The 24,524-nt window shown below is 60.0% G+C and carries 22 protein-coding genes; 10 read left to right on the plus strand and 12 right to left on the minus strand.

Going from position 1 to position 24,524, the window contains the following annotated elements:
- Window positions 1–829: IS66 family insertion sequence element accessory protein TnpA (gene tnpA, locus PMN64_RS32385; RefSeq protein WP_411783626.1), on the minus strand; the 829-nt coding region annotated here is incomplete at its 3' end.
- Between the two features lie 91 nt (window positions 830–920).
- Window positions 921–2,000 (minus strand): LysR substrate-binding domain-containing protein, encoded by a 1,080-nt coding sequence (locus tag PMN64_RS32390; protein WP_411783627.1) that lies wholly within the window; start codon window positions 1,998–2,000, stop codon window positions 921–923.
- A gap of 146 nt (window positions 2,001–2,146) precedes the next feature.
- On the opposite strand from PMN64_RS32390, the gene PMN64_RS32395 reads away from it, so the two are divergent.
- On the plus strand, window positions 2,147–3,817 hold the full coding sequence (locus tag PMN64_RS32395) for an FAD-dependent oxidoreductase (protein ID WP_411783628.1): 1,671 nt from the start codon (window positions 2,147–2,149) through the stop codon (window positions 3,815–3,817).
- Between the two features lie 203 nt (window positions 3,818–4,020).
- A complete protein-coding gene (locus tag PMN64_RS32400; protein ID WP_411783629.1) occupies window positions 4,021–5,004 on the plus strand; it encodes a transporter in 984 nt (327 codons plus the stop codon).
- Window positions 5,005–5,620: 616 nt separating this feature from the next.
- On the opposite strand, the gene PMN64_RS32405 is transcribed toward PMN64_RS32400, so the two are convergent.
- Window positions 5,621–6,706 carry an ROK family transcriptional regulator gene (locus PMN64_RS32405; RefSeq protein WP_411783644.1) on the minus strand — a complete coding sequence of 362 codons (1,086 nt, stop codon included), beginning with the start codon at window positions 6,704–6,706 and terminating at the stop codon, window positions 5,621–5,623.
- Between the two features lie 50 nt (window positions 6,707–6,756).
- Window positions 6,757–7,416, minus strand: a complete 660-nt coding sequence (locus PMN64_RS32410; protein WP_411783645.1) for an SGNH/GDSL hydrolase family protein — start codon at window positions 7,414–7,416, stop codon at window positions 6,757–6,759.
- 327 nt (window positions 7,417–7,743) lie between these two features.
- Between PMN64_RS32410 and PMN64_RS32415 the strand changes: the two genes are divergently transcribed.
- From PMN64_RS32415 to PMN64_RS32435, 5 genes are all read left to right on the plus strand, one after another.
- Complete coding sequence (locus tag PMN64_RS32415; protein ID WP_411783630.1) at window positions 7,744–8,829, plus strand: substrate-binding domain-containing protein; 1,086 nt, start codon at window positions 7,744–7,746, stop codon at window positions 8,827–8,829.
- Between the two features lie 85 nt (window positions 8,830–8,914).
- Window positions 8,915–10,411, plus strand: a complete 1,497-nt coding sequence (locus tag PMN64_RS32420) for a sugar ABC transporter ATP-binding protein (RefSeq protein ID WP_411783646.1) — start codon at window positions 8,915–8,917, stop codon at window positions 10,409–10,411.
- 16 nt (window positions 10,412–10,427) lie between these two features.
- Complete coding sequence (locus PMN64_RS32425) at window positions 10,428–11,369, plus strand: ABC transporter permease (protein ID WP_411783631.1); 942 nt, start codon at window positions 10,428–10,430, stop codon at window positions 11,367–11,369.
- 2 nt (window positions 11,370–11,371) lie between these two features.
- On the plus strand, window positions 11,372–12,316 hold the full coding sequence (locus PMN64_RS32430) for an ABC transporter permease (RefSeq protein ID WP_411783632.1): 945 nt from the start codon (window positions 11,372–11,374) through the stop codon (window positions 12,314–12,316).
- A gap of 11 nt (window positions 12,317–12,327) precedes the next feature.
- The gene (locus PMN64_RS32435) at window positions 12,328–12,987 is read left to right on the plus strand and encodes an SGNH/GDSL hydrolase family protein (RefSeq protein ID WP_411783633.1); all 660 of its coding nucleotides are present in this window, start codon (window positions 12,328–12,330) and stop codon (window positions 12,985–12,987) included.
- A gap of 271 nt (window positions 12,988–13,258) precedes the next feature.
- On the opposite strand, the gene PMN64_RS32440 is transcribed toward PMN64_RS32435, so the two are convergent.
- Both PMN64_RS32440 and PMN64_RS32445 read right to left on the minus strand, forming a co-directional pair.
- Window positions 13,259–13,681 (minus strand): substrate binding domain-containing protein, encoded by a 423-nt coding sequence (locus PMN64_RS32440; protein ID WP_411783634.1) that lies wholly within the window; start codon window positions 13,679–13,681, stop codon window positions 13,259–13,261.
- Window positions 13,678–14,832 carry a helix-turn-helix domain-containing protein gene (locus PMN64_RS32445; RefSeq protein ID WP_411783635.1) on the minus strand — a complete coding sequence of 385 codons (1,155 nt, stop codon included), beginning with the start codon at window positions 14,830–14,832 and terminating at the stop codon, window positions 13,678–13,680. The genes PMN64_RS32440 and PMN64_RS32445 overlap by 4 nt, the downstream gene beginning before the upstream one ends.
- 638 nt (window positions 14,833–15,470) lie before the next feature.
- Between PMN64_RS32445 and PMN64_RS32450 the strand changes: the two genes are divergently transcribed.
- Together PMN64_RS32450 and PMN64_RS32455 are read left to right on the plus strand one after the other, a co-directional pair.
- Window positions 15,471–15,845 carry a helix-turn-helix domain-containing protein gene (locus PMN64_RS32450; RefSeq protein ID WP_411783636.1) on the plus strand — a complete coding sequence of 125 codons (375 nt, stop codon included), beginning with the start codon at window positions 15,471–15,473 and terminating at the stop codon, window positions 15,843–15,845.
- A gap of 227 nt (window positions 15,846–16,072) precedes the next feature.
- The gene (locus tag PMN64_RS32455; RefSeq protein ID WP_411783647.1) at window positions 16,073–16,600 is read left to right on the plus strand and encodes a helix-turn-helix domain-containing protein; all 528 of its coding nucleotides are present in this window, start codon (window positions 16,073–16,075) and stop codon (window positions 16,598–16,600) included.
- A 95-nt stretch (window positions 16,601–16,695) separates the two neighbouring features.
- Here PMN64_RS32455 and PMN64_RS32460 read toward each other — a convergent pair whose 3' ends face one another.
- On the minus strand, window positions 16,696–18,000 hold the full coding sequence (locus PMN64_RS32460; protein WP_411783637.1) for a TAXI family TRAP transporter solute-binding subunit: 1,305 nt from the start codon (window positions 17,998–18,000) through the stop codon (window positions 16,696–16,698).
- A gap of 914 nt (window positions 18,001–18,914) precedes the next feature.
- On the opposite strand from PMN64_RS32460, the gene PMN64_RS32465 reads away from it, so the two are divergent.
- Window positions 18,915–20,342 carry a DUF1254 domain-containing protein gene (locus PMN64_RS32465; protein ID WP_411783638.1) on the plus strand — a complete coding sequence of 476 codons (1,428 nt, stop codon included), beginning with the start codon at window positions 18,915–18,917 and terminating at the stop codon, window positions 20,340–20,342.
- A gap of 443 nt (window positions 20,343–20,785) precedes the next feature.
- Here the strand turns inward: PMN64_RS32465 and PMN64_RS32470 are convergent, their stop codons facing one another.
- The 5 genes from PMN64_RS32470 to PMN64_RS32490 all read right to left on the minus strand — a co-directional run.
- Window positions 20,786–21,316, minus strand: coding sequence for a hypothetical protein (locus PMN64_RS32470; protein WP_411783639.1), 531 nt, complete (start codon window positions 21,314–21,316; stop codon window positions 20,786–20,788).
- 264 nt (window positions 21,317–21,580) lie between these two features.
- Window positions 21,581–22,243 carry a hypothetical protein gene (locus tag PMN64_RS32475; protein WP_411783640.1) on the minus strand — a complete coding sequence of 221 codons (663 nt, stop codon included), beginning with the start codon at window positions 22,241–22,243 and terminating at the stop codon, window positions 21,581–21,583.
- A gap of 77 nt (window positions 22,244–22,320) precedes the next feature.
- Entirely contained in the window at window positions 22,321–22,500 is a 180-nt protein-coding gene (locus PMN64_RS32480) for a hypothetical protein (protein ID WP_411783641.1), read from the minus strand.
- A 15-nt stretch (window positions 22,501–22,515) separates the two neighbouring features.
- Complete coding sequence (locus PMN64_RS32485) at window positions 22,516–23,457, minus strand: helix-turn-helix domain-containing protein (RefSeq protein ID WP_411783642.1); 942 nt, start codon at window positions 23,455–23,457, stop codon at window positions 22,516–22,518.
- Between the two features lie 225 nt (window positions 23,458–23,682).
- Window positions 23,683–24,524: helix-turn-helix domain-containing protein (locus PMN64_RS32490; protein ID WP_411783643.1), on the minus strand; the 842-nt coding region annotated here is incomplete at its 5' end.

Genomic DNA, 24,524 nt, shown 5'->3' on the forward strand with positions numbered 1-24,524 from the left:
CCGATAGCATCCGTAATAGCGGGACCCCGCCTTTATAAGGCACGTGAACAAGATCGACTCCGGCCAACATCTTGAATAGCTCAGCTGCCACATGGAGCGTATTGCCACGCCCGGCCGATCCATAGTTGATCTTGCCCGGATTGGCCTTCGCGTACGCGATGAATTCAGGGAGCGTTTTCGCAGGCACTGAGGGATGGACTACGAGAATGAACGGCACGCGCGCGACCGTTGCCACTGGAGCCGCATCCCGAACGAAATTGAATGTGAGCTTCTCGTACAAAGTTGCATTGATGGTGGGCGACGCATCGACCATCAAGAGCGTGTAGCCGTCAGGACCAGCTTTGAGGGCGGATTCCGTCCCGATGTTGCCGTTGGCTCCTGCTCGGTTCTCAATAACGAATTGCTGGCCTAGCCGTTCGGAAAGCCACTGACCGATCAGACGGGCTGAGATGTCCATGGTCCCGGCAGGAGCAAACGGCACGATCATTCGCACGGGCCGTGCTGGGTACGCTTGCATGCTCAAGCCGCACCATCTCATCGCTTCAACGTGCATTGCCCAGAACGCTTGCACGGCTCTGCAGCGGAGGTCCTTCGACACTGGAGCCCGCTTCTCGCGGAGCCGTTCCCGACGTTCCTCGCGACGCAATTCCGTACGTATTTTCATCGCTTCAGCGTCAATCAGATGCCGCAACCAGCGATCGAATGTGCCGCCACTGAGACGATGCTGACGACAGTATTTGCGCTTGCTGAGACCGCTTCGCCGCCACGCTTCAACGTGTACCGACCAAAAAGAACGACGCGCTTCGTTCTTGAAATATTCCGTACCCACCGGAGATCCTCCAATGCAGCAAGGAACCCGATATGGAACGACAACGCACTCTCGGAAAGTCGTGCAGGATTCGGACGCTTACAACGCCCGATTAGGAAGGCGAGATAAAAGGGGCTCGCCTGTCGAACCGCAAGCCATTGGCATGGCTTGGGTTTCGGCGTGCCGGTCGGTCGGGGCGCGTGCCGCGCCCGAGATATTCCCCAGAAGATTCAATCATGTTTTCGGCACTATAGGTGCCGTTACGGTTTTCGAGGGCCGGCCATGACCGTGGGCGACAGCGATCTGCGTATTCGGCCCGGGCGCATTCGCGGCACCCGCGCGCCGAAGCGGGCGTGAGTGGCACGCTCGAGCGCCTGATTAGCACGATCGGCGGAGCGGGCAGCACTTCCTTAACGGCGATGGTGCTAAGCACATCCGCCGTCGGCGCGAACTCGACCCACTGTTTGGGCACCATCGCGAGCAGATCGCTGTAGGCGAGCGACACGATCAGCGACAACGCAGATTGGCTTCGTAACATCAGCTTGGGCGGTGGAAGCCTCAGATTCTCGAACAACTCGCTCAACTCTTCTGCGGCCCGCAGCGTGATGGATGTCGTCGCCCATTCTGCGCCGGCAAGCTCCTTCATCGACCGTGCGCCGGCCAGCGGATGCCCTTTGCGACAAAGGACCGTGCGCGTATTCCGAAAAAGTTCCTGCCGTACGAATTCTGGCAGCACTGGCGTATCAGGTTTCGGGCCGATGTAGAAATCAATCGACCCGTTACGCAAGCCGCTTTCCAGCGTGGGATAGAACCCTTCGATGATGTGAAGGTGCGTTGTCGGAAATCGGGTCTTGAACGGGCCAATGGCCTTCGGAAGCATCGCAATATGAGCCGCGATTGAGAGGCCGGCAACGACGCCGCCTCCTTCGCTCTTGCGCAACTGGTCGACCTCCTCTCGCGCGCGGCGGACGTCGTTCAGCACCGACGTCGCCCGGTTGATGAAAGTTTGACCGATCGGAGTGAGCACCATGCCGCGGGATTGCCGTTCGAACAGCGCCGCTCCGAGTTCGCGTTCCAACTCACCAAGACTGCGCGTCAACGCTGGCTGGGCCAGAGCAAGATGGCGCGCCGCGGCGCGCAGACTCCCCTGTTCGGCAATCGCCACAATATTTCGAAGCTGATGGAGTTTCATCGTCTGATACCGATTGGTTATCGCTGCGATCAACCTGCCATCTTCTTGGGATCGATGTCGAGACGTATCTACAGCGATCAAGGTGCGTTGTGCGGCCCGTGCGGTGCGAGAAAACGACGCCGACTGAGGGAGGGGAAGCCGGTTACATGAAGCGAGCAATGTCTGACTGCGAGAGCTTCGACGTAATCGTCGTGGGAGCAGGCCCCGTTGGGCTCTCTTGTGCCATCGAGCTTGGGCAGCGCGGCATTCGCTGTTTGGTCGTCGAGAAGAACGATCGCGTCGGCTACAGCCCGCGCGCGAAAACGACTAACGTGAGGACAAGAGGGCACCTCCGCCGCTGGGGGATCGCCAATACCCTGCGCGAGGCTTCACCCATTCCTCCAGACTATCCGCCAAGCGTCGTCTTCGCCACACGAATGAACGGCCCGCAACTCGCACGGTTCGAAAATGCTTTCAACGGGGCTCGGGAAAGGAACAATCTTTATTCCGAGGAGGCCCAGTGGGTCCCACAGTATGTCCTCGAAGAAGTTCTCCGTCGGCATGCAACGTCCCTAAGTTGCGTCGACCTGTTGTTCGAGACACAGCTCATCGATTTCGCGCAATCTGAAGGCGGTGTTCGCGCGCGCTTCCGCCACATGACATCAAACGAAGAGTGGGAGACTGAAGGCGCCTACCTAGTCGGCGCTGATGGGGCACGCAGCCACGTGCGCGAAGCGATTGGCGCTAAGATGATCGGAGACGGCGCCGCGTCGCCGAACTATAGCATCATCTTCCGCGCTCCGTCGCTCGCAAGCCGCCATCGGCATGGGGCGGCGATCATGTACTGGATGGTCAATGAAGACGTGCCGTCGCTGTTGGGACCGATGGATCAAGCTGGCCTCTGGTTCTTCATGGCGACCAAGCTCGGCGAGGATCCCAATCTCGCGGCGATTGATCCTGTCGAACTAATCCGTAGGGGAACCGGTCTTGCCGATCTCGAGATCGAGATCGTTGGCACCGATGCATGGATGGCACATCAACTCGTTGCCGACCTATACATGCGAGGGCGCATTTTCCTCGCTGGAGATGCCTGCCACCTGCACCCCCCGTTCGGCGGGTTTGGCATGAACATGGGAATCGGCGACGCCGTCGATCTGGGATGGAAGCTCGCGGCGACTCTCCGCGGCTGGGCTGGGCCAGACTTGCTCAAATCCTACGAACAGGAGCGACGCCCGGTTCATCTGCGCACAATCGCGGAAGCCACAATCAACTACGGGACCGTGGGCAACCAGCTTGTTCGTCCCCTCCTCGAGGAGGTTGGCCCCATCGGGGATGCGACGCGACGCGAAGTTGGCGAAATCATTATGGCAACGAAAGTCCGCGAGTTCAAAACGCTCGGGCTCGTGTTGGGAGCCCGATACGCGAACTCAAGCGTCATCGTCGCAGATGGCAGTGAGCCGCCTGCAGAGCATTTCATGCTCTATGTCCCGTCGGCGCATCCTGGCTGTCTCGCGCCTCATCTGTGGCTGGCCGATGGCTCGTCGCTCTACGACCATTTCGGTACCGGATTCACTCTTTTGATCGCCGACGGCGACGAAGGCGAGGCTACTCGTCTCGCCGCGGAAGCTGAGGTGCGAAGGGTGCCGCTCAAGATGATCGCGCCGTCCGATGCGCGCCTTCGCGAGCGGTATGGCGCTCGCTTCGCGCTGATACGTCCGGATCAGTACGTCGCGTGGCGCGGTGACGCCATCCCGGCCGACACTGCCGGTCTCCTGCTTCATGTCACTGGAGGCCTTGCGCCGCCAGTTGCCCGACCAGGTGTCGCCGACGCTGCATAACGACAAGTAGAAAACGGAAGGAAACAATGGAGATGTTGGACGTCCTCAGGCTCGACTTTGGCATGAGTTGAAAACGTCGATCAAGCAAGGGCGCAATTCGACTGGGTCGAAATTCCGCCTTTCTATTTCTCGAATTCGATTTCGGAGGCGAGATCGGACGCCAGAGTGGCGACGCGACTGAACTAAACTACTCGGAGGGGGAAATGAAACTTAGACGAATTGTGACGTTGACTGCGATGCTGTTGGCATCAGCCGCCTCAAGCAATGCGAGAGCTTACGAACTCGGCTACGCGGGCTGGGCGCAAAAACCTGGGCTAACGCTCGGGGCAGGAACGGCAGGCACGCCACCGCCCGGCATTTACATGTTTGATCAGTTCGTGTCGTACTCGGCCCATCTTGTCGGTCCGACTGCGCCCCAGGTCAACGGAGCCCCAACGCAGCTCCGCACGGAGGGGGCGGGCGTAGGTTTTATCATCGCCCCTGGGTGGGAATTTCTGGGGGCGAAGTACAATGCCGTCATTGTGCAGCCTGCCGCCTCCACTTCTTTGTCTGCGCCAATCAATCAACAATTGGTCGGCATGCACAACACCTATATTGTTCCGGGCGAACTAAGCTGGAAGCTTGGCGATAGCGGCTTCTTCGTGAAGACAGGCTTGGGCATGTGGGTGCCCGACGGTACGATCTCCGGACCAAACGGTATACGGAGCATTGGAAATCCGTGGTGGACCTTCCAGCCAGAGTTTGTCGTGTCCTATCTGAAGGGTGGCTGGAATTTCACGGCTTGGGTTTTCGGAGAAATCAATACTCGAAACAGCCTCACAGATTATCGAAGCGGTGACCTTCTCCATGCCGAGTTCACCGCTGCAAAGAGTTTCGACAAATGGACCTTGGGTGCTGTTGGTTACTACGTCGGTCAGGTGACGAGTGATGAATCAAGCCCGTTCTACAAGAGCGCCATTAACACCCGGTCATATGACATCTGGGCCGTCGGAGCGCGAGTGAGCTATGACTTCGGACCCGTGGTGCTTAATGTCTGGGGCCTCAAGGAGGTCAGCACCCACGTCGTCGGTGCTACTCCCCTTGTCGGGTCGGCACAACAGGGCACGACAGTCTACGCGTCCCTCAGCTACAAGATCTGGTCCTTCGATGCACCGCAGGCGCCGAAGGCTCCGGTGATCCATAAATAGGGGATGCGCTTTAAGGTCATCGCGCGGGTTTACGTCGATAAAAACCACTCCGCTCACGTTTACAAGTTGCCGGAGTGGAATGAGCGATACCGGATGACCCCCGCTATCGCGACCCGCGCAGAGCTTCTCCCAGACTGGTCCTTGGTCGACCGAGGCTTGCGGCAGAATAACCGCAAGCCCTCTTTTTGGACATATGCGGTTCCTTTACATCGATGACGGTGTGCTTTGACAGACGGGACGAATTTGATGCGAGCGCAGCAAGAAACTGCGCCGGCTACTGACTGAAGGCTTATCTACGAACTAGCCCGACGCCTTTTTGATTGAGGAAACGGCGAATAGCAGCTGAGGATGAAGCCAGCGCAAGAGTTGAAGGCGCGAATGTGTTGGGAACGGACAACCAGCAGCGTTGACTAGGAGAACTACTTCGGGACACCCCGGAATGTTACTCATGCCCGCATTATGGTGCAGGGAGCGGTGGAGGGTGATTAAGCCTCTCATCCTGAGAGGCGCCCCGGGAGTCTGGCCCGACGTTCAGTACTCTGAGCTCAGATGGGTAGCCTGGATCACGGCAGAACCGAAGTAAAGCCAGCGGAACGGAGCAGCCAGGTTGACCAATTTACTGAACCATGAAGCGGGAGTGATATGGCAGGCTGGCTGCGCCCACGGCTTTCGGCGCGATGGAGTTGCTGCCCAAAAGGAAATCCACCTCGGGCAGTTCGTCCCGGAGGTCGGCGATCAGGCTTTGTCCGAGCCTCGCCGGTGCGTAGCTCGAGATGAGGACGGATTTGAAGCTCACGAAGCTCAACAGCGACTGCACCGATCCCGCGATCTGCCGGCAGCAGTCGCGCCGCCATCGCGCATAAAACTCCTCGACGGCTCCGGACAAAGCGCCCGACCCGATGTCATCAAGCGAAAGCTGATGCGCGTTCAATTCGTCCCGCAGCCGCGACAAGCCCAGGTCATGGCCGAGGTCGGCTTTGCCGCTGTGGATCTGATAGTTCAGGATTAACCGACTGTGCAGCTGCGATCCGAGATAGAAGAACAGGAAATCCGACAGGGATCGCGCGGTGCCAAACAGACTCTCGCCGCCGGCGGCCGCGGTGATGTCGTTCTGGATGTAGACCGAGAGCTCGAGCTTGCGCTCGATGCCGGCCTGGACATCCGCGAGATCGCGGCCGAGCAACTCCCTGACGTGCTGGCTTGCATGTGCATCGTCCGGCACGGCCAGTCCGATTCCGGCAACGCGGGCACGGCTCGCTGGTGGAAGGGTCAGAAGCCCCTGTTCGATGCTGGCGGCAAGCCCGTCGGACGATTCCTGCAGGGTCGAGTAAGGATGCGCCGCGTGATATTGAACCGATCCGACGAAGTCGACGAGCGCGACATTCACGGCGCTTTCACCGAAGCTCACGCCGACCGAGAAAGCTCCCTTTGGATTGAGCGACAACGGAATCGTGGGCGGTCCGACACGCCCGCGCTGGGCTTCACCCTTCGAGACCAGACCTTCCTGCTCCAGCGAGCGCACGATGACGGACACTGTCTGCGCCGAGAGTCCCGTCTTCTCGCCGATCTCGAGGCGCGAGATTCCCGTGTTCTGCAGCAACAGCGACAGCACCAGGCGCTCGTTATAGCTGCGCACAGTCGGCGCGTTGAGGCCAGTCGCCCGATCTGCGATCCGCAGCGGGTTCGGGGGCGCAAATCGCATGTCAGGCAAAGGGAGTGCTCCTCATGTCGGAAGAACCGCGTGCGGGTTCTTCATCCCTTTTGCTCCAGATCTGGCCAGCCGATTGCCTCGATCTCCTGCGCCAATGCCATGCCAAGCGCGCGATGCGCATCCGCGTTCAAATGAAAGCCGTCGGCCTCATCGCACTGGCACACCGCGCCGGCATTGAAAAAATGCACCCCGAGGGAATCTGCCATGATTTCGAATTCCAGCGCCAGCTGCCGCGACTTCTCCGAGGCACCGGCGAAGATCGATTTCCATTCCTTCACATCGTCAAGGATCGGAGGAGGGGTGACGATCATGATCTCGGGCACGCTGCCGCCGGGGCCCGACGCCAGCTCCCTGAGGTCGTAGATCAGGCAGCCGATTCCCATCGCGACCTCCGAGGCCGGCTTGTTGAAGCGCACCTTGAGATCGTTGGTGCCGAGCATGATGATCACGAGGTCGAGCACCGTGTGGCTTTGCACGCAGGGACGTAGATAAGTCCGCCCATTCTTGTGCGCACCCTCGATCGGATCGTCATGAACGGTGGTTCGTCCGCTCAGGCCTTCTTCGATCACGTACCAGGCGGGGCCGAGCTCGCCCTGAAGCACGCCCGGCCATCTCGTATGCCGGTCATAACGCTCAAGGGGACCGCGACCCGGAATCTGGCCGTGGGTATTGGAGTCGCCGAAACAAAGAACCGAACGCATAGGCATCGTTCTGAATCCTCGCGCTTTTTTCGTGCGCATCATTGGTCGTCCGTTACCCAGACTGCAAGTTTCCAATTGATCATTCAATCTGAATAACTATTGACACGGTAAGAGGTGCATGTGCATCTTGGCATCGTCGGCGGTATCGCCGGCCTTGGGAGGTAAGGACGCCGTTGGCGCGCGCTCTTCGTCAGGAGAGCCGATCAATCCATTGACGTGCAGCAACCACGTACGCCGCAGAGCCGCGGCGGGCGCGCGGCGGACTGCGCACTCTCCTCTCGAAAGCAAAAGAACTCGGCACGTCACGTGCGGTGAAGGGAGGATTTGATGCATCAGGGATTGAAGACGCTCGGCCTCGGGTTGATGGCGTTGATGGCCGCGATCTGGCTCGGCGCCGGCGCGGCAAGCGCCGAAGAGGTCAATCTCATGCAGGGCGTTGCGCCGCGCCCCGGCGATGAGCGGATGACGGCTCCGAACCAGTTCAAGAAGAATGCTCCGTGGAAGATCGGCATGAGCCATTTCGGCGTCAATGCCAATACCTGGACCGTGCAGATGGCGCACGACGCCGAAGCTGCCGCGAAACTCGACAAGCGAGTCGGCCAATTCATCCTGCTCGATGCCAACATCAGTCAGGCCAAGCAGGTCGCCGACATCGAAGACCTGATCGCGCAGAAGGTCGATGCGATCATCGTGACGCCGCTGACGCCGACCTCGGCCGATGCCGGCATCGAAAAGGCCGTCGCGGCGGGCATTCCGGTCATCGTGCATACGGGCCTGACGGAGACCGACAAATACACCGTCGACATCCAGGGCGGTGGTGTCCACTTCGGAAAGGTGATGGGAGACTTTCTCGTCAAGCAGCTTGGCGGAAAGGGCAAGATCTGGGTCTTGAGAGGGCTTCCCGCGCATCCGGAAGACATCAACCGCTACAAGGGATTATTGGAGGCGATCAAGGGGACCGACATCAAGATCGTCGCGGAAGACGCCGGCAAGTGGCAGTACGACGTCGGCAAGCAGGTGTGCGAGACATTCTATCTGAACAATCCGCAGGTCGATGGAATCTGGTCATCGGGCGCGGACATGACCCGCGCCTGCGTCGACGTTTTCCAGCAATATGGCGCGAAGATTCCGCCGATCACCGGCGAAGGCAACAACGGCTTCTTCGCGCGGTGGATCGAACTCGGCTTTCCCTCGATCTCTCCGGAATACGGTCCTGAGCAGGGAGCTGCCGGTGTGCGCGCCGCCGTCGCGCTGCTGGAGGGCAAGTCGCTCCACAAGCGGTACATCTACGAGCCTGCGGGCTGGGACCTCGAAACGGCCAAGAAGCACTATCGCAAGGATCTGACCGCGAACGTCTGGTTTCCGACCAGCCTGACCGAGCAGGATCTGCAGAAATACTACGGCAAGCACTGAGCTGAGCCGCGGCCGCGCCGGCGCATGGGCACGCGCGCGCCGGCGCGGCGCTTCCTTCACCAGAGCAACGGTTCAAGCCATGACAGTGCAGCCGCTTGTCCAGATGGCATCGATCTCGAAAACCTTCGGCGGCATTGCCGCGCTCGAGAATGTCGACTTCCAGCTCATGCCCGGCTCCGTCCATGCCCTGATGGGCGAGAACGGAGCGGGGAAATCCACGCTGATGAAAATCCTGGCTGGCGTCGTTCAGCCGGACAGCGGCGTGGTCCGGAAGAACGGCGAGGTCGTGCGCTTCTCCTCGCCGCGCGAGGCGCTCGATGCCGGTGTCTCGACGGTCTTCCAGGAGCATTCGCTGCTGTCCAATCTCTCGATTGCCGAGAACATGTATCTCGGCAAGGAGCCGCTCACTAGGCTCGGGCGGGTCGACAAGCTGCTGATGGAGCAGAACGCGCGCGACACGCTGCGCGGCCTCGGCCTCGAGCTCGATCCCGCCACGCTGGTTGGAAATCTGTCGATCGCCGAGCGGCAGTTCGTCGAGATCGCCCGCGGCATCTCGGCACGCGCCGATATTGTCATCCTCGATGAACCTACCGCCGCGCTCAATGCGGCCGACGTCGACGTCCTCAACGCGCAGATCCTCGCGCTCAGGAAGGCACAGAAGGCGGTCGTCTATATTTCCCATCGGATGGAGGAGATCTTCAAGGTCTGCGACACGATCACAGTCTTGAAGGACGGACGAAACGTCGACACCGTCGCCGTCTCGGCGATTACGCCAAAGGAGTTGATCGCGATGATGGTCGGCCGGGAGCTGGCCGAATTGTTTCCGCCGAGATCCGCGCAGAGGAATAGCGAGATCGTCCTGTCGATCGACGGGCTTCGCCTGACGCCGGGCGCGCCGCTTTGCTCGATCGTTCTTCACCGCGGCGAGATCGTCGCCCTGGCCGGCCTCGAGGGACAGGGGCAGCGCGAGCTCGTGAGGTCGCTGGTCGGGCAATACGCGGCGCATGAGGGCAGGGTTCGGGTCCGCGGAACGGAGCTTGCGCTGCCGCTCTCGGAGGACGACGGGATACGCGTGCTGCAGGCGTTCGGCGTCAGCTTCGTGCCGGAGGACAGGAAGCTCGAAGGTCTGTTCCTCGACTTGTCGCTGGCGCACAACCTGACCATCGGCCTGCATAGCCGGCATTTCGAGTTGAAGCCGGCCAGTGCCCATCGCGACGTGATCGCGAACTCGATCAAGAGCCTGTCCATCAAGGCAGCGAAGCTGACCACGCCGGTCGGCACGCTATCGGGCGGCAATCAGCAGAAGGTGCTGCTCGGCCGCTATCTCGCGCTCGGGGCAGACATTCTCCTGATCGAAGAGCCCACGCGCGGCGTCGATGTCGGCGCCAAGGCTGAGATCTACAAGCTGCTTCGGCACTACGCCAACGAGGGTGGCGCGGTCATCGTCCTGTCGCGGGAAACGCTGGAGCTGATCGGCTTGTGTGACCGGCTCTATGTCATTCACGACCGGCATGTGGTGGCGGAGATGCCTGCGGAGGAGGCTACCGAGCACGCAATCCTCGAAGCCGCATTGCATCGTTAGATCGACAAGGGCCTAAATGACGAAGGTTGGTCTCATTCTGCTTCGCTCCAACTCGCGCTACGGGCTGTGGACTGTCCCGCTGCTCGTGGCGATGACCTGCTGCGCCGGCCTCGCGGTCTCGACCGCCGACTTCGCGAGCTGGCAGAACATCCTCAACCTGGTCGCACAGGCAGTGCCGCTGATTCTGGTTAGCATCGGCCAGATGATCGTGATCCTGGTCAAGGGACTCGATCTGTCCGTCGGCTCGGTCGTTAGCCTGACGACGGGAATCCTGTCGCTCAATGCACCCGTCTACCTGACGGTGCCGGCCGCCATGCTGGCGGCCGTCATGGTCGGACTGGCCAACGGCATCGCGGTGACCCGCTTCAGGGTTCATCCGATCATTGCGACTTTGTCGATCATGGGGATCACGCAAGGCGTGACCATGTTCGTGCGGCCATCCGCCGGCGGCACCATTGCACCCGAGATCGTCTCTCTCGTCAGCGGTCAGTTGTTGGGCATCTACATGCCCGTGATCTGGACTATCGTCGGATGCGCGCTCGCCTGGAAGATTGTGCATGGCTCCCGGTTCGGATTGCATTTGTTCGCGATCGGCGGCGGCGAGACGGCGGGCACCTTCGGAATCTCCGAGCAGCGCAACCTCCTCGCAGCCTATGTGCTCAGCGCCTGCTTTGCCGCTGCGGCCGGCATCTTTCTCGCCGGAAGGATTGCATCCGGTGACCCCAACATCGGTACGCAATATGCCGTGGACTCGATCACAGCCGTGGCGTTGGGCGGAACGCAGCTCGCCGGCGGCATCGGAAGCCTGCATGGCACGGTGATCGGCTGCGCGCTGCTCGCCCTGATCGCGAACGGCATGAATCTCCTCAACGTGTCGGCGTTCATCCAGACCGTTGTAAAAGGCCTGATCTTGCTTGTCGTGATCTCGCTTCAGCCTCGCAAGAACATCGGCCTGTAGACATGTCCTCACGCTCGCATCCGATCCAGGCCGCGCTGCGGATACCGCCCTCGTACGTGGTGTTCGTGGTGTTGCTTGTCACGCTCTGGGTGTTGCGGCCGAATCTGATGAATGTCGGGATCCTCGGCACCTTCGCCCGTCAGGTCGTGCCGCTTGGAATCGTTGTGCTTGGCCAGGTGCTCGTCATCTCCTCGCGATCGATCGATCTGTCGGCTGGCGGCATCATCCTGCTCATCAACTATCTGATCTCTTCCGGGCTGCTTTACCGGTTGCCGATCGCGTCCGTCGTCATTCTCTGCCTGGGCGTGGGACTGGCTGTGGGGCTCCTGAACGGGCTTCTCGTCGGCAAGCGCCGGGCATCGGCCGTCATCGTCACGCTTGCGGTCAACATCGTCCTGATCGGGATGGTCGAGTATCTCGCCAACGGCAAACCGCCGGGCGACGTCCCGAGCTCGTTCAGGGATCTCTACAATGCGCGCTTCTGGACGATCCCCGCACCGGTGATCTTCTGGGTCCTGCTGACCGGCATCATGAGCGCCTTCCTCGGCACCTCGATCTTCGGACGCTTCGTGCGGTCGATCGGCAGCAACCCGGTCTCGGCGCATTTCTCCGGCGTGCCAGTCGAGCGAACGGCGATCGTTGCGCACACGATCTTCGGACTCATGGCGGCGGTGGCCGCGCTCGTTCAGACATCCTCGATCGCCGTCGGCAGTGTCAGGTTCGGACCGGAGCTGGTCATGAACTCGATCGCCGCGACGATCCTTGGCGGCGTGGTGTTCGGCCGTCCTGCGGAAGTGTGGGGGCCGTTCGTCGGCGTCCTCTGCTTCACGCTGCTGTTCGCGGTCATGACCACGATGGGTGTGCAGGAGCCCGGCAAGCTCATCGTGCAGGGTCTGATCATCCTGTTCGCCGCGATCTTCTACGGCATACGTTCCAAATCCAACTGAGTGAGGTAGCGATGACGCGACGTGTTCTGTGCTTTGGCGATTCCCTGACCTGGGGATGGCTCGCGGTCCGGGAAGGGTCCCCCACGACCCGCTTTCCGTACCGCGAACGCTGGACCGGCGTCATGGCTGCCAAGCTCGGCGCTGACTATGAGATCATCGAGGAGGGGCTGAGCGCGCGCACGACGTCGATTGACGATCCCGTCGATCCGCGGTTGAACGGCGCAGCCTATCTGCCATCGGCGCTGGCAAGCCATCTCCCGCTCGACCTCGTCATCATCATGCTCGGGACCAACGATACCAAGAGCTACTACCATCGCACGCCCTACGAGATCGCCGTCGGCATGTCGAAGCTGGTGGCCCAGGTGCTGACGTCGGCCGGCGGGGTGGGCACGGTCTATCCGGCGCCAAAGGCATTGCTGGTGGCGCCGCCGCCGCTGGCCGCGCTGCCCGATCCCTGGTTCGAGGGCATGTTCGAAGGTGGCCGCGAGAAGACACTTGCCCTTGCATCGCAATACAAGGCGCTGGCGAACTTCATGAAGGTCGAGTTCTTCGACGCGGGAAGCGTGATCTCGACCGATGGCGTCGACGGTATCCACTTCACCGCAGAGAACAACGCCGATCTCGGAACGGCCTTGGCCGGTAAAGTCATCGACATATTTGCTTCACTTTAGACTGGCTCGAAGGGTGGGTTCAAACGACAGGATCCTCTATTCCCGCTCGCGACGCATGCATTGACGTAAAACGCGACCATATTCTGCGTCGGACGTTCATGGCGAGCGTCGCGCGCCGTCTCTCTACGAAAGCGGATCCTTCGCTAACTTGGTGGCGTTGTAAACTCGCCGGGGAAGGTGCGCTGCTCTTGTTGAGTGCAGGATCGCTCCGAGTGCGGCGAGAATGGCCGCCAACTGGCAGGATCGGTTAACTTGAGGCCACAAGAACTTGTCAGTCTGAAAGTGTAATCATTCGCTTCGAGAGGGCATTGAGGAAGAGCCGGACACGGGTCGGCATCTGGCGGTTTTGTGAGAACAGCGCGCAGACCGGTGCGGGATCGCTGCGCCATTCGGGCAGCACGCGCACAAGCCGTCCCGATGCGAGGTCTGGCGCGACATCGACCCAGCTCTTCATGATCAGTCCGGCGCCGTCGAGCGTCCAGTCATGCGCCGCCTCGCCATTGTCGCTGCGCAGCCGTGACGACGCTTCGACCTCGACCGCGCGCCCGTCGCCATGCACCAGCCGCCAATACACCTGCGCGCTCCTGTTGTAGAGCAGGCAGTCGTGGCTCGCGAGATCTTCAGGCGTTGCAGGTGGGCCGCGCCGATCGAGATAGGTCGGCGATGCCGCGACGATGCGATGATTGTCGATCATAGTCGCGATTGCTCCCGAAATTGCCGAGGTGTGGCACCGGCAATTCGGCGGAAGGCGCGGGTAAAATGTGCCGGATCAGTGTAGCCGGAGGAGAATGCGATTTCTATGATCTTGAAATCCGTGTCGCGCAAAAGCTTCCTGGCATTCTCGAATCGGATGGTATCGATCAGATCCGAGTATGTAAGGCCGGCGTACGCGAGCTTGCGTTGCAAGCTCCTCTTGCTCGCGCCAGCCATCTCCGCGATTTCAGCGAGGGCTGGAAGTCTTTCATCCAGATAAGACGGCAACATCAACTTGAGAGTTGCGATAATATCATGACCTGATGGGCCGGCCTCATCGTCTTGCGAAGAAACTATTTTCTCCTTTGCGCGATTTGGGAGGCTGAGGAGCGAGATTGGAATATCGATCCATGATGAGTCCTGACCGGACAGGAAGCGCGTGTTTGGCCAGATTGATTGACACGCAGGGCTCGGCGTATAGCGGGCTTCAAAGGCCATTGTTGCCGGGGCCCAGTCCGGCCCGGCGAACTGCTGGACCATGTATATAGGGAAAACATTCTGAAGCCACTGTGAATGCTCGAGATGCAGGAGCCCTTTTGTTCCAGTGAGTCTGCTGCAAAACCTCACGTGATCGTCGTAGCGCTCGATCCAGTTGCTCAAGTTCGAGTCCTCGATCGACGCCCATTTGCAAGCCTGCCGCAGCGCGACCAACAGCGTCGGGGCATGGCCGATCAGAGTCCGGGTTTTCTCACTCAGGTGACAATAGTGCAGACGTCGAGAAGCGTGGAATCCGAAATCCGTAATGCCTTGCGATCTCCGGGCGATTTCCGCGAAGTCGATTACCTGCAGGATCGGAACGTAGTGATTGGCCTTTTCTTCCAGCGATGCCGGAAGACGAGATCTTTCCAGAAACGAACCCGTTGATGCGCCGATATCGCTAAGGATATCAGCGAAGGGAATGAGGAACTGGCAGCGGGTCAAATGAATATTTGCCACCGGGCCGCCCCTCGATCGTAAAATTGATGCTGTCCGTCCGCCCGAATTTCGCTGGGCCCGGGCGTTTGCGTCGCCGGCAAGAATGGGAGAATTCGCCGTCCCCCTCCCGGCATGCACCGTTTTCGCACCGCAGCGATATGGTTCGTCGAGCAGCAAGGCCGCTCTTTCGATGCGGTTCTTGTCGGTTTTTGGCGTCTGATGGCCAGACGGCCAACAACTCGGTGCATAAATTTAGATAAAATCAAGGCTACAACCTGAACGGAATGAAGTTCAGCCTTTCGCGCTGCGGCTATGAAGCCTGTTCCTTTGCCTTCGCAATATGTCGTGCGCACGACAACGGTTGGAAGAAAGCCGTCGAGCTTATCGAAAGGCAATTTCTGACGAACCCTACTTTTCCTGGGCCGCCGTCTCAAAGCAAACGACGGCAACAGCGGCACGTAGTGATTCGCCTCTTCATCCGCAAACAGTTGAAACTTCCGCGAGAAGCGATGCGGCGAGGCCGTTCTGAATGACGCTCGGCTAACGGCATAAGAAACTGAAAGTGAGTCGCGGAATGAAGGTCATTATTACCTGCCAAAAAATTTGCAGCGTCGCAGACTAGCAGGCCGCTGATTTTCTTGCACTGTCTTTGACGCGTAATGCCAGGTCTTGCGAGAGGTCGCCCTGACTTTATTTTCTTTTGACGTAAATTTTGGCGGCTGATGGCCAGATTCGGGCCGGAAACGCCTGCAGCCTTGTAACAGCGGTTTTTTCTTGAGGGGCGCAGGGGGGGGCTTCACGCCTCACATCAACCGATGAGAGCTATCCCATTACCTTCATCGGGGGCGATCCGCGCGGCCATTGTCGCATCGCTGCAACGAGGTGACGCGACTCTCGATAGTACGGCCCGCGCACTCAAGGTCAGTTCGCGGACGTTGCAGCGTCATCTCGGCCGAATGGGCACAAGTCACAGCAAACTGCTCGCCGAGGTTCGTCTGAACGCCGCTTGCCATTTGCTCGCGGACTCAAGCAAGCGCCTGTCGGATATCGCTAAACTCCTCGGATACTCCAACGCAAGCAGCTTCAGTCGTACTTTCGCGCGTCTGATGAAAGTTCAACCCGTTGTTTACAGGCGGAAGCAACGTGCTCGGAAGCTGAGCGGACGTGTCATCGCACGGGACCGTGCGTGATCGACCGCTGAAGTATTCCAGACGATTGGCGCGAAATGGCAAGACGCGTGACCTGAATTGGCGCGAAAGGTCTAGTGAGATTATCAGGCTCCTGAAGGGAGCGACTTGTTTGACGTTCAGGGAGCACGGGTGTGCCTTGGAAGGCGTCTGAGCCGATAGCAGCAGCGTACTTCGCACGCGAGATTTGTTGAATGTCCGAGCATCACCGGCTTGTGCCCATTCGGGAAATGATACCCTCGCAACAGCGAGAGTCCCGTAGCGATGTGGTTGGGCGAGCGGAGAGGTTCGCTTTGAGCCGCCCTCATCAACCGCTGTCTGTTGCGGCTATATGTCGTGCCCTAATGGTGAGTGAGCGGACGCTGCGCAATGCATTCAACGAGATCCACGGCGTCCCGCCCTGCCGGCGTCTTCGCATGCTACGATTGCTACACGCCAGGAAGGTCCTTCTGGCGGGCGACCGCAAGCTGATCACCGTTACCAATGTTGCAATCGCTTGGGGCTTCAGTGAGCTAGGGCGCTTTTCTGTCGAGTATAAAAGGGCATTCGGCGAGAGTCCGTCTCAAACGCTTAGCGGAAGCATTCGGACCTGCTGCATCGGCGTTGACCGTGGCGTCAGCCCAACGTCGCGGTTGGAAAATTGCAAAGCGCGGTGTCCTGAAGTGACGCCAACTCTCGCGCCACCGATCTCGACCAGTGCTCCCCGAAGTCTTCGGGATGAGACGAGCTATAGCGGCTGCGTAAGTTTGCTTGGATAGGACCAGCCATTTGCTCACTGAATCCGATCAGAGCAATTCATGTATCGCCTTTTGCCGCGGCTATCCCGGAGCCGATAGCCTCAACCACCGTCCTATTAAGACGGTTTCAGCGTGGCTCGGCGGCCATGAATGAGACCTTCGACCCTGTTCGCGGCAACGTTCAACGTGGCCATATCGGTCGCACCTTCGTCCCCGCTCGCGATCTTGAGCCGCTGATCGCTCAGGATGTCATCAATCCGGTCCTCAATGTCGGATAATTCATCCTCGTGCTGGGCCTTGCGAACCCGTCGAGCCAGGGCATAGAGCGCGTCGAGCGCTGCTTCATCAGGTTTCGACGTCCGCAAGCCGACAAACCTCCAGGCTGCGGCGAGGACCGAAGCCAGTCCGCCAAGGATCATCGGAGTCAGGTAGATCGCATTGCTCCATTCGTCCAAAAAGCTTTCTTGGGTGCCGTTGAAGTATTCCGCCGCACCCGGGTGAACCGGCAGGAAGGCGTCCGGATCCGTATCAGGGGCGGTGACCTCCGCAAGGATCGGCAGTTCGCCGATGAGGTCCCGGCGTGCGGCGAGAAGCGATCTTGTCAGGTCGGCTATGGTGTCGGAATTGAGCTTTTTCTGCGCGACCAGGTAGAAAGACACCCGCAGTGTCGTCAGGTCGTCATCCGGGACTGCGGGCGAACCGCGGAGCGTGCCTTTCGGCACGTCGAAGCTTTCGTAGGCGCGATGACTTTCCGCAATCGCGCCGGCCGCTTCAACGGGAATGAGCACCGGCTGGGATTTCGGGTTTTGCGGGAAGAGGCTGCGCGCGAGTGAGAGGTATTTTGCGGTCAGGGGGATGACGAGCAGGAGCGCATCGACGCTTGTGGAGTCGACTGCCTGGCGTGCCTCAAGCAACGAGACATCCCTGAATTTCACGTTTGCGCGGTCGAGATCATATTGCTGACGCAGTGCGTTGACGACGGCTCTGTTGATCTCTCCGCCGACCACGCCAACGCGGCGGCCTTTCAGGCTCGCCATGTCGGTCAGCGGCGAACCGGGAGGAGCCACAATCAGCACGACCGCGTGCGCAAGCACGAGGACTGCTTGGGCTTGCGACAGGTCACCAATGTCGCCACGGACGACCGCGAGGTCGGCCTTGCCGGATGAAAAGGCATTGGCGGCCTCGAGCGCGCTCGGTTGTCTGACAACCCGGAGCCTCACTGGCGCTGACACGGCGGTCAGGCGACCGGCGATGGCGGACAAGACCTTATCGGGTTCACCATCAAGCGATCCAACCGCGGCGGTCAACGTGACCGGTCGGATGTACCAGAAATAGGCAAACAGCCCCGCGCCAATCGCCAGCAGCAATGCGCCGCTCACCATCACGATACGAAGCCAGGCCGGTAGTTTGATGGCGGTCATCGAGTGATTCTCCGACTAAAGCTAAGCCTTGCGTTGTAGCGTCGTCAACGGCGCTTCTCTGACGCAGCCGTGTCTTGTCTCGGAATTGTATTCCCTTCCGTCGCGGGTCAGGCAATGGATTACGGCATGAAGCTGTTCGAGCGCTGGTGCCGCCTCAGGTTGCTCGATGTGTTTGTTTCCGGGGCCGCCAGATGGCAGCCTTGCTCGAGGAGGCGTTTGATGCGGGAAAGGTCGGCGCCCAAGGGACGGAGTAACCTGCCGCAGGGCGAGACGATCCACTGTCCGGTCAATGCCATATCGCTGTCTGCGAGTTGCTCGGAGTGACAGGGATATCAAGCCCCATTCGACACCACGAACCGACATTGGCTTTGCTTATGACGTGTGAGCTCATGCAGCGAAGGGCGCGCCCGCACGGTCTCATGCGAAATGATCTGCGACTGGTGCGCGGTTGACGGAGTATCAATCTCCATTGAATGCTTTCCTGGCGAACCGGCTAAGTGCGCCGCCGTTCCCTCAGGCGTCGGCGCGCGCAATGGAAGTTGTTAGCGCAAATTTTCCCGGTTCTGCTATGCAGTTTCGGCAAAGGCGCGGACACCGTTGGTAGCGTGCTGGGAAAAGTCCCTCGCGGTCGCACCGAAGCCGATCCAGCGTCCGTTGGTCCACGACCAAAGCTCGTGCTTGCCGAATTTGCATAGCGGGCCGTAGAGTTCTCCGTAAATTGGCAAGCAGATGAAAAGTGGCCGGTATGCCAGCCCGCTCAACATGGCAAGGAGCATTTGATGCAAAAGCGATTGACCCAGAGCTCGCGCTGACGAAGCGCAGAATTTCTGCGGTAGCATCTTGGAAGTTATGTCGTTGTCGCCCCACTCGCCAATCGTTTGAAGTCGTTTCAATCAGGTACCTAGGAGAAAAAAATGGACATCACTCGTCGTAACCTTGCGCTGGGAGGCATGGGCCTGCTGGCAGGAGCGGCTGCAACACGATCAGCCCTTGCGCAGGATTCCTTCTTTGGCGTGGGGCAAGGCCTGGAGGATTTCTGGCTCGCGAGCGACGCCTACATATTCGGCTATCCGTTGGTGACGATGGAGATGACCCGCCGGGTGCTCACCAACGTCGCCGAACCCATGGGAACGAAGGCGCCGATGGGGCAGATCATCAAGCTGCGTCACTATCCGGACGCCTCGTTCAGGGATGTCACGGCGCCGAACGCGGACACCCTCTACACGACGTCCTTTTTCGATGTCGGGAAGGAGCCGTGGGTCCTCAGCATCCCGGACATGAAGGGGCGTTACTTCCTCATGCCGATGCTGGACGGCTGGACGACGGTGTTTCAGGTGCCGGGAAAGCGCACCACGGGCACCGGCGCCCAGACATACGCGATCACCGGACCTGGCTGGAAAGGCACGCTGCCGGATGGCATGAAGGAGTACAAGTCGTCGACCAATATCGTGTGGTTGCTCGGCCGCATCTATTGCACCGGCACGCCGGAAGACTACGCGGCTGTCCACAAGCTGCAGGATGAGTGCAAGCTCGTTCCGCTCAGCGCCTATGGCAAGCCGTACACGCCGCCTCCGGGTAAGGTCGATCCGTCGATCGACATGAAGACGGCAGTCCGCGAACAGGTCAATCGCATGGACGCGGTGTCGTACTTCAAGCTGCTGTGCGAACTGATGAAGACCAATCCGCCGTCGGCCGCAGATGCGCCCCAGCTTGCCAAATTCGTCCGCATCGGCATCGTCCCCGGGCAGGACTTTGACGAAACCAAGCTGAAGGCGGACTTCCTGAAGCGCGTCCCGGAAGTGTCGTTCGACAGGATCATGCTTCAGTTCAAGGTCAACAAGGCCATCAAGGACGAGAACGGCTTTGCGTTCACGACGAAAACCGGCATCTACGGCACCGATTACCTGATGCGGGCCCTGGTGACCGCGATCGGGCTTGGCGCCAATCGTCCGCAGGATGCGGTCTACCCGACCTCGCAAAAGGATGCGGATGATCGCAAGTACAATGGTGCGAACAGGTACGTCATGCGGTTTCCCAAAGGCCACCTGCCTCCGGCCGAGGGATTCTGGTCGCTCACGATGTACGACAGCGGCTACTTCTTCGTGAACAATCCGCTCAACCGATATTCGATCAGTGCGCGGGAAAACCTCAAGCAAAATCCGGACGGCTCAACCGATCTCTACATCCAGAAGGACTCCCCGGGCAAAGACAAGGAGGCAAACTGGCTTCCCGCACCTGAGGGAGACTTCATCCTCATGCTGCGCATGTATTGGCCGCAGGAAACCGACCCGTCGATCATCAACGGCACATGGACGGTTCCGGCCGCCAAGAAGGTCACTTGAGAAAACTCGAACTCATGCCGGCCCTCAAGTGGGCCGGCGTAGCCGAATGATTTCGTGATCCAACTGCACCGTCGCCAAGACGAACGGTAAGCGCCGGTGCAGAAGCACGAATCTCGGCGAGAGACGTAACCGGGCGATCGCGTGAAGCGCCTCCGGTAGACCAGTGCGATTTTCCCATTCTAGCTCAGGAGGCAGGACGAGCATATGCGCTCTATCTCTCCACAAACTCGTCATGCCCTGCCTTGTGCCGGGAATCCACGTCTTGGTTTCCACGTGAGAAAGACGTCATGGCCCGGACAAGCCCGGCCATGACGAACGTGGAAACAGCAGCGCCAAGGCTTTCGCCGCCATATGCGATCGCCCTACCTCGGGAGGGGAGCCGCCTGGCTGTTTCAGCCGCTCGCGGCTAAGTCCACTCATGCACAGAAAATGGCCGTTCGCGTTCAGGACCAGGACTGACGCGAAGGGCCAACCGGATCGGCCGCTCGCATTTCTTCGACGCCCTCTGCAGGGTAAGCCCGCGTGCCCAACATGGCAGCGTGAACGTTGCGTATGGTGGCGTAGAGGAAGGCCGTGGTCAGCCCAAACAGCAGCATGCCGTTGAGAGCTTCGAGCGCCCCCAACATCTGCCAACGGTCGGAAAGATGGAGGCTTGCATGGCCGAAGGTCGTCATCGCACCAATTGAATACAGCATCGCCGAGCGCTCGTCTGGAAGAGCGCTGAGCCAGAGGTAGGCTCCTGCCCAGAAAGCTGCCCCTATGGCGTGCAAGGCGGTGGCCGACAGCACGGTCGCTCCGACCACCGCAACAAACGTAGCCAGACGACCGCGAACTCTTTTCGCACGCTTCAAGCTTCGCTCAACGCCAAGTTCAATCGCTCCGAGACCGATGACGTGGATGACGGATGCAAGGACGATCAAGGGGAGTCCCCACAGCCAGTCTGTGATCCACGCTTCCGACGCGAGAAAATCCATGTTGCTGCCAGCCTCGAGCCGAATTGTCGGCGTCGAGCAAGTCACGCGCACGACGATCGGTTACCAAAATCGCGCCATTTCGGCAGCCGCATGCGGTGGGCGGCGGCAATCACGCTGGCGCTCCGTGACGCGCGTGCCGCTAGCGCCATGACGCTGAGGACGGGACGAGCGGGAGATACAGGTACTGCACTTGTTCGACCAGGGCCGCTGCAAGGGTCGATGCGGAACGGGCGGCAGCTACCTGCCGCCCGGCACGAGACGTGTTCAATAGCAAGGAGGATAGGGATAGTAGCCGCAATAGGGCCGGGCGTAGTAGGCGGCTCCGGCGGCGGCAGCTCCGACTGCCGCGGCTCCTGCATACATCGCGCCCCGGTATGCAGTGCGCCGCGCGACGCCCGCAAAGGAAAGCGGTGTAAAGGGGCGGCCGATAATATCGATGAATATCGAGGCTGCGCCGTCGGCACCGTTTAGATCGCCCTCAAGGGTCTGGACCGCGAAGACGAGCTTGTCCCCATCCAGCTTCGGATTTTTAAGGACGACCACGGCATCCTTGACGGAGCCGTCCTTGGTGTTGAAAGCCGAAACAGTCGCGTTTGGAGGATCGCTGGCAAAGCTGTCCTTACCCGTGCCCCAGTCGGCGATAATGTCAGCCGTGAGCTGATGGCCGGCGGCGCGCACGGGCCGGTCTGCGAATATGATCGAGTTCGGCATGACGCCGGTCAGCACGAGGCTGTCGCCTTGCAGTGTTGCGCTACGGGAATTGAGAACGATGAGCGATGGCACGATTTGAGCATGTGCAGCCGAGGGCGCGCCAATCGTCTTCAGTTGTCCGTTGGGCGCGCTCTGAGCCCGCGCAGTCCCGGTGTCGAGCAGTAACGTCGCCGCCAGCAATGCCATGCAAATTTGCACGCCGTTCTTGTTGCGCATCTCGTTCTCCTTGCGATCAGCCGGGGGCTTCCGGCACGTTCGTAAGTGCAGACCGTAGACACCCTGAAACCGGCCGCCTATGCAAAATCGGCAGAAACATGCGGCTGGTCAACTCTGCCTTTTTCAGCATGGTCCGGCGCGCATGAATCAAGGTCTCGCCCCTGTCCGCGGCCAACGTTCAACGTTGCCATGTCAGCTTCATCCTCGTCCATCTCTGACAACTTGTCCTCGCGCTCCACCTTGCTGTCGTCGAGCACCTGTCCCGAACACAGCTAAGCCTTGCGCTGAAGCGTCGTCAGCGGCGTCTCTCCGAAAGCTGCACGGTACGTCGCAGCAAAGCGCCCGAGCTCTAAGAATTGATGCTCCCGCGCAATGCTGGAGACGCTTGCAGTGGAGGCATCGGCGCGCCGTAGCGCGGCGCGGGTCTTGTTCAGCCTGCGCAACAGGAGGTATCGCATTGGGCTGACGCCGAGAAATTCGTGACAGCACATCCGCAATGTGCGTTCGGGCACGCCGATTTCGGCACAAAGATCGGGCAACGCGATCTTCCGGTCGACGGATTTGCGCAGCGCTGCTTCGAAGCGGGCCATCAAGGCTGTGTGGTTGGAGCGTGTCCTGGATCTCCTTTCCGTCCTGTCTCCAGTGAGGCAATGGATCACGGCATGAATCATGTCCTGTTCGAGCGCCCTTGCCACCTCGGGCCGCCCAATCAGCTTGTTTGCAGGAGCTGCCAGGTGACAGGCATGTTGGAATAGGTGCTGAAAGCGGGACAAGTCCGCGCCGGAAGGGTGGAGTAGTCTGGTGGAGCGCGGCGGCAGGATTGGCTCGCCGGTCAATGCCGCAACACTCTTTGCAAACTGCTCCATGGACAAGGATATCAAACCCCATTGGCATTTGCCGACCGATCGCTGATGCATCCGCTGGCCGAGCCCATGAAAGGCCACCTGGCCGCTTTGGAAGGTAAACCCGTCGCATTCCAGGCTCACCCGGCCAACTGGAAAGGACAAAAGGACCCTGTCGGCTGCGAGCGAAATGCAGGCAATGCGCGGTAGCGATTCGCGCAGCCGCATGATGACGAGATGGTCCAGTTTCAGCCGCAGCAGCTCCGCTTCGAAATCCCCGGGGCCAGTTATCGTGAGATTGACACTGATATCGCCGAATCCGGCTTCGTAGGCTCCGGGATCGTCAAACCTTGAAATGGAGCGTTCAGCCATGTCCCGTTGTCCCATCGGACGGGCGGATGGCTCTTGCGACCATTTGATGCTCGTGGGGCCCGTCGATGAGGCACCATCAGGCAATCGATGGGGGGCGACTATGCAATTCCGGCGCCATGAGACAATAGGGCGCGTCAAAGAGTGCAGAAGGATATTTCGGTCGTAAGCTGCGCCGACGCAAATCGGCCGGTCGATTTGCGCGATCGGGTAAAGCAAATGCAGCGACTAGTGAAGCCGACCCACGATGACTTCGACTGGCAGTGTTGTGGGACGCATGAGATGGACATGGGGATCCTGCGCGGGCCGTCGCAGTGTTTCCGACGGTAACTCTCCAAAGAGCGTGCGATAGGCGACCGAGAAGCGCCCGAGCTCCCAGAACCCGTAGTTGGTCACGATATGGGTAACGGTGGCCTTGGAGGCGTCAGCACGCAGCAGCGCGCGCCGGACCAGATACATTCTTCGCATCGTGAGATAGCGGATCGGAGCCATGCCGAGATGTTCTTCGCAAGCCAATCGCAGCGTCCGCTCGGAAACGCCGGTCGCAGCGCAGAGTTCGGTCAGATAGATGGCACGGTCCGGGTTTTCAGCCAGATAATTCTCGAGCCGCGCAATAATCGCATCGTGACGCTGCCTGCCAGCGGTGATCTCGATGCCGGCGCCCTCGGCAAGGCATCGAACCATCAGATGAGACATTTGTTGTTCGAACCCGCGACGTAGCTCCGGCGATTCCAGAGCGTCCGGCGTCCTACGGGCTAACTCGCCGACGGTTTGGTGCATCTTCAACAGGCGCGACATCAACTCCGGGCGGGGCCGAACTACGCGGGTTGTCAGCTTTGCCGGAAAGTCAGCTCCAACGACAGTTGCCAGCGTTGCACTCATATCATCCTCGGTGAGCGACATCCCACCATAGCGATGGTTGGCGCCGGTACGCTGATGCGTGACGTCGAGCTTGTCGATGACGATATCACCCGGCGCGACGTCCATGCCGCAGTGCTGAATCGAGGGGCCTTCCAATTGCGTCAGAAAGCCGATGGATCTGCGCCCGGGCCGGACAGCAAATCTATTGA

Source organism: Bradyrhizobium sp. UFLA01-814 (assembly GCF_046718885.1).
GTDB lineage: Bacteria > Pseudomonadota > Alphaproteobacteria > Rhizobiales > Xanthobacteraceae > Bradyrhizobium > Bradyrhizobium elkanii.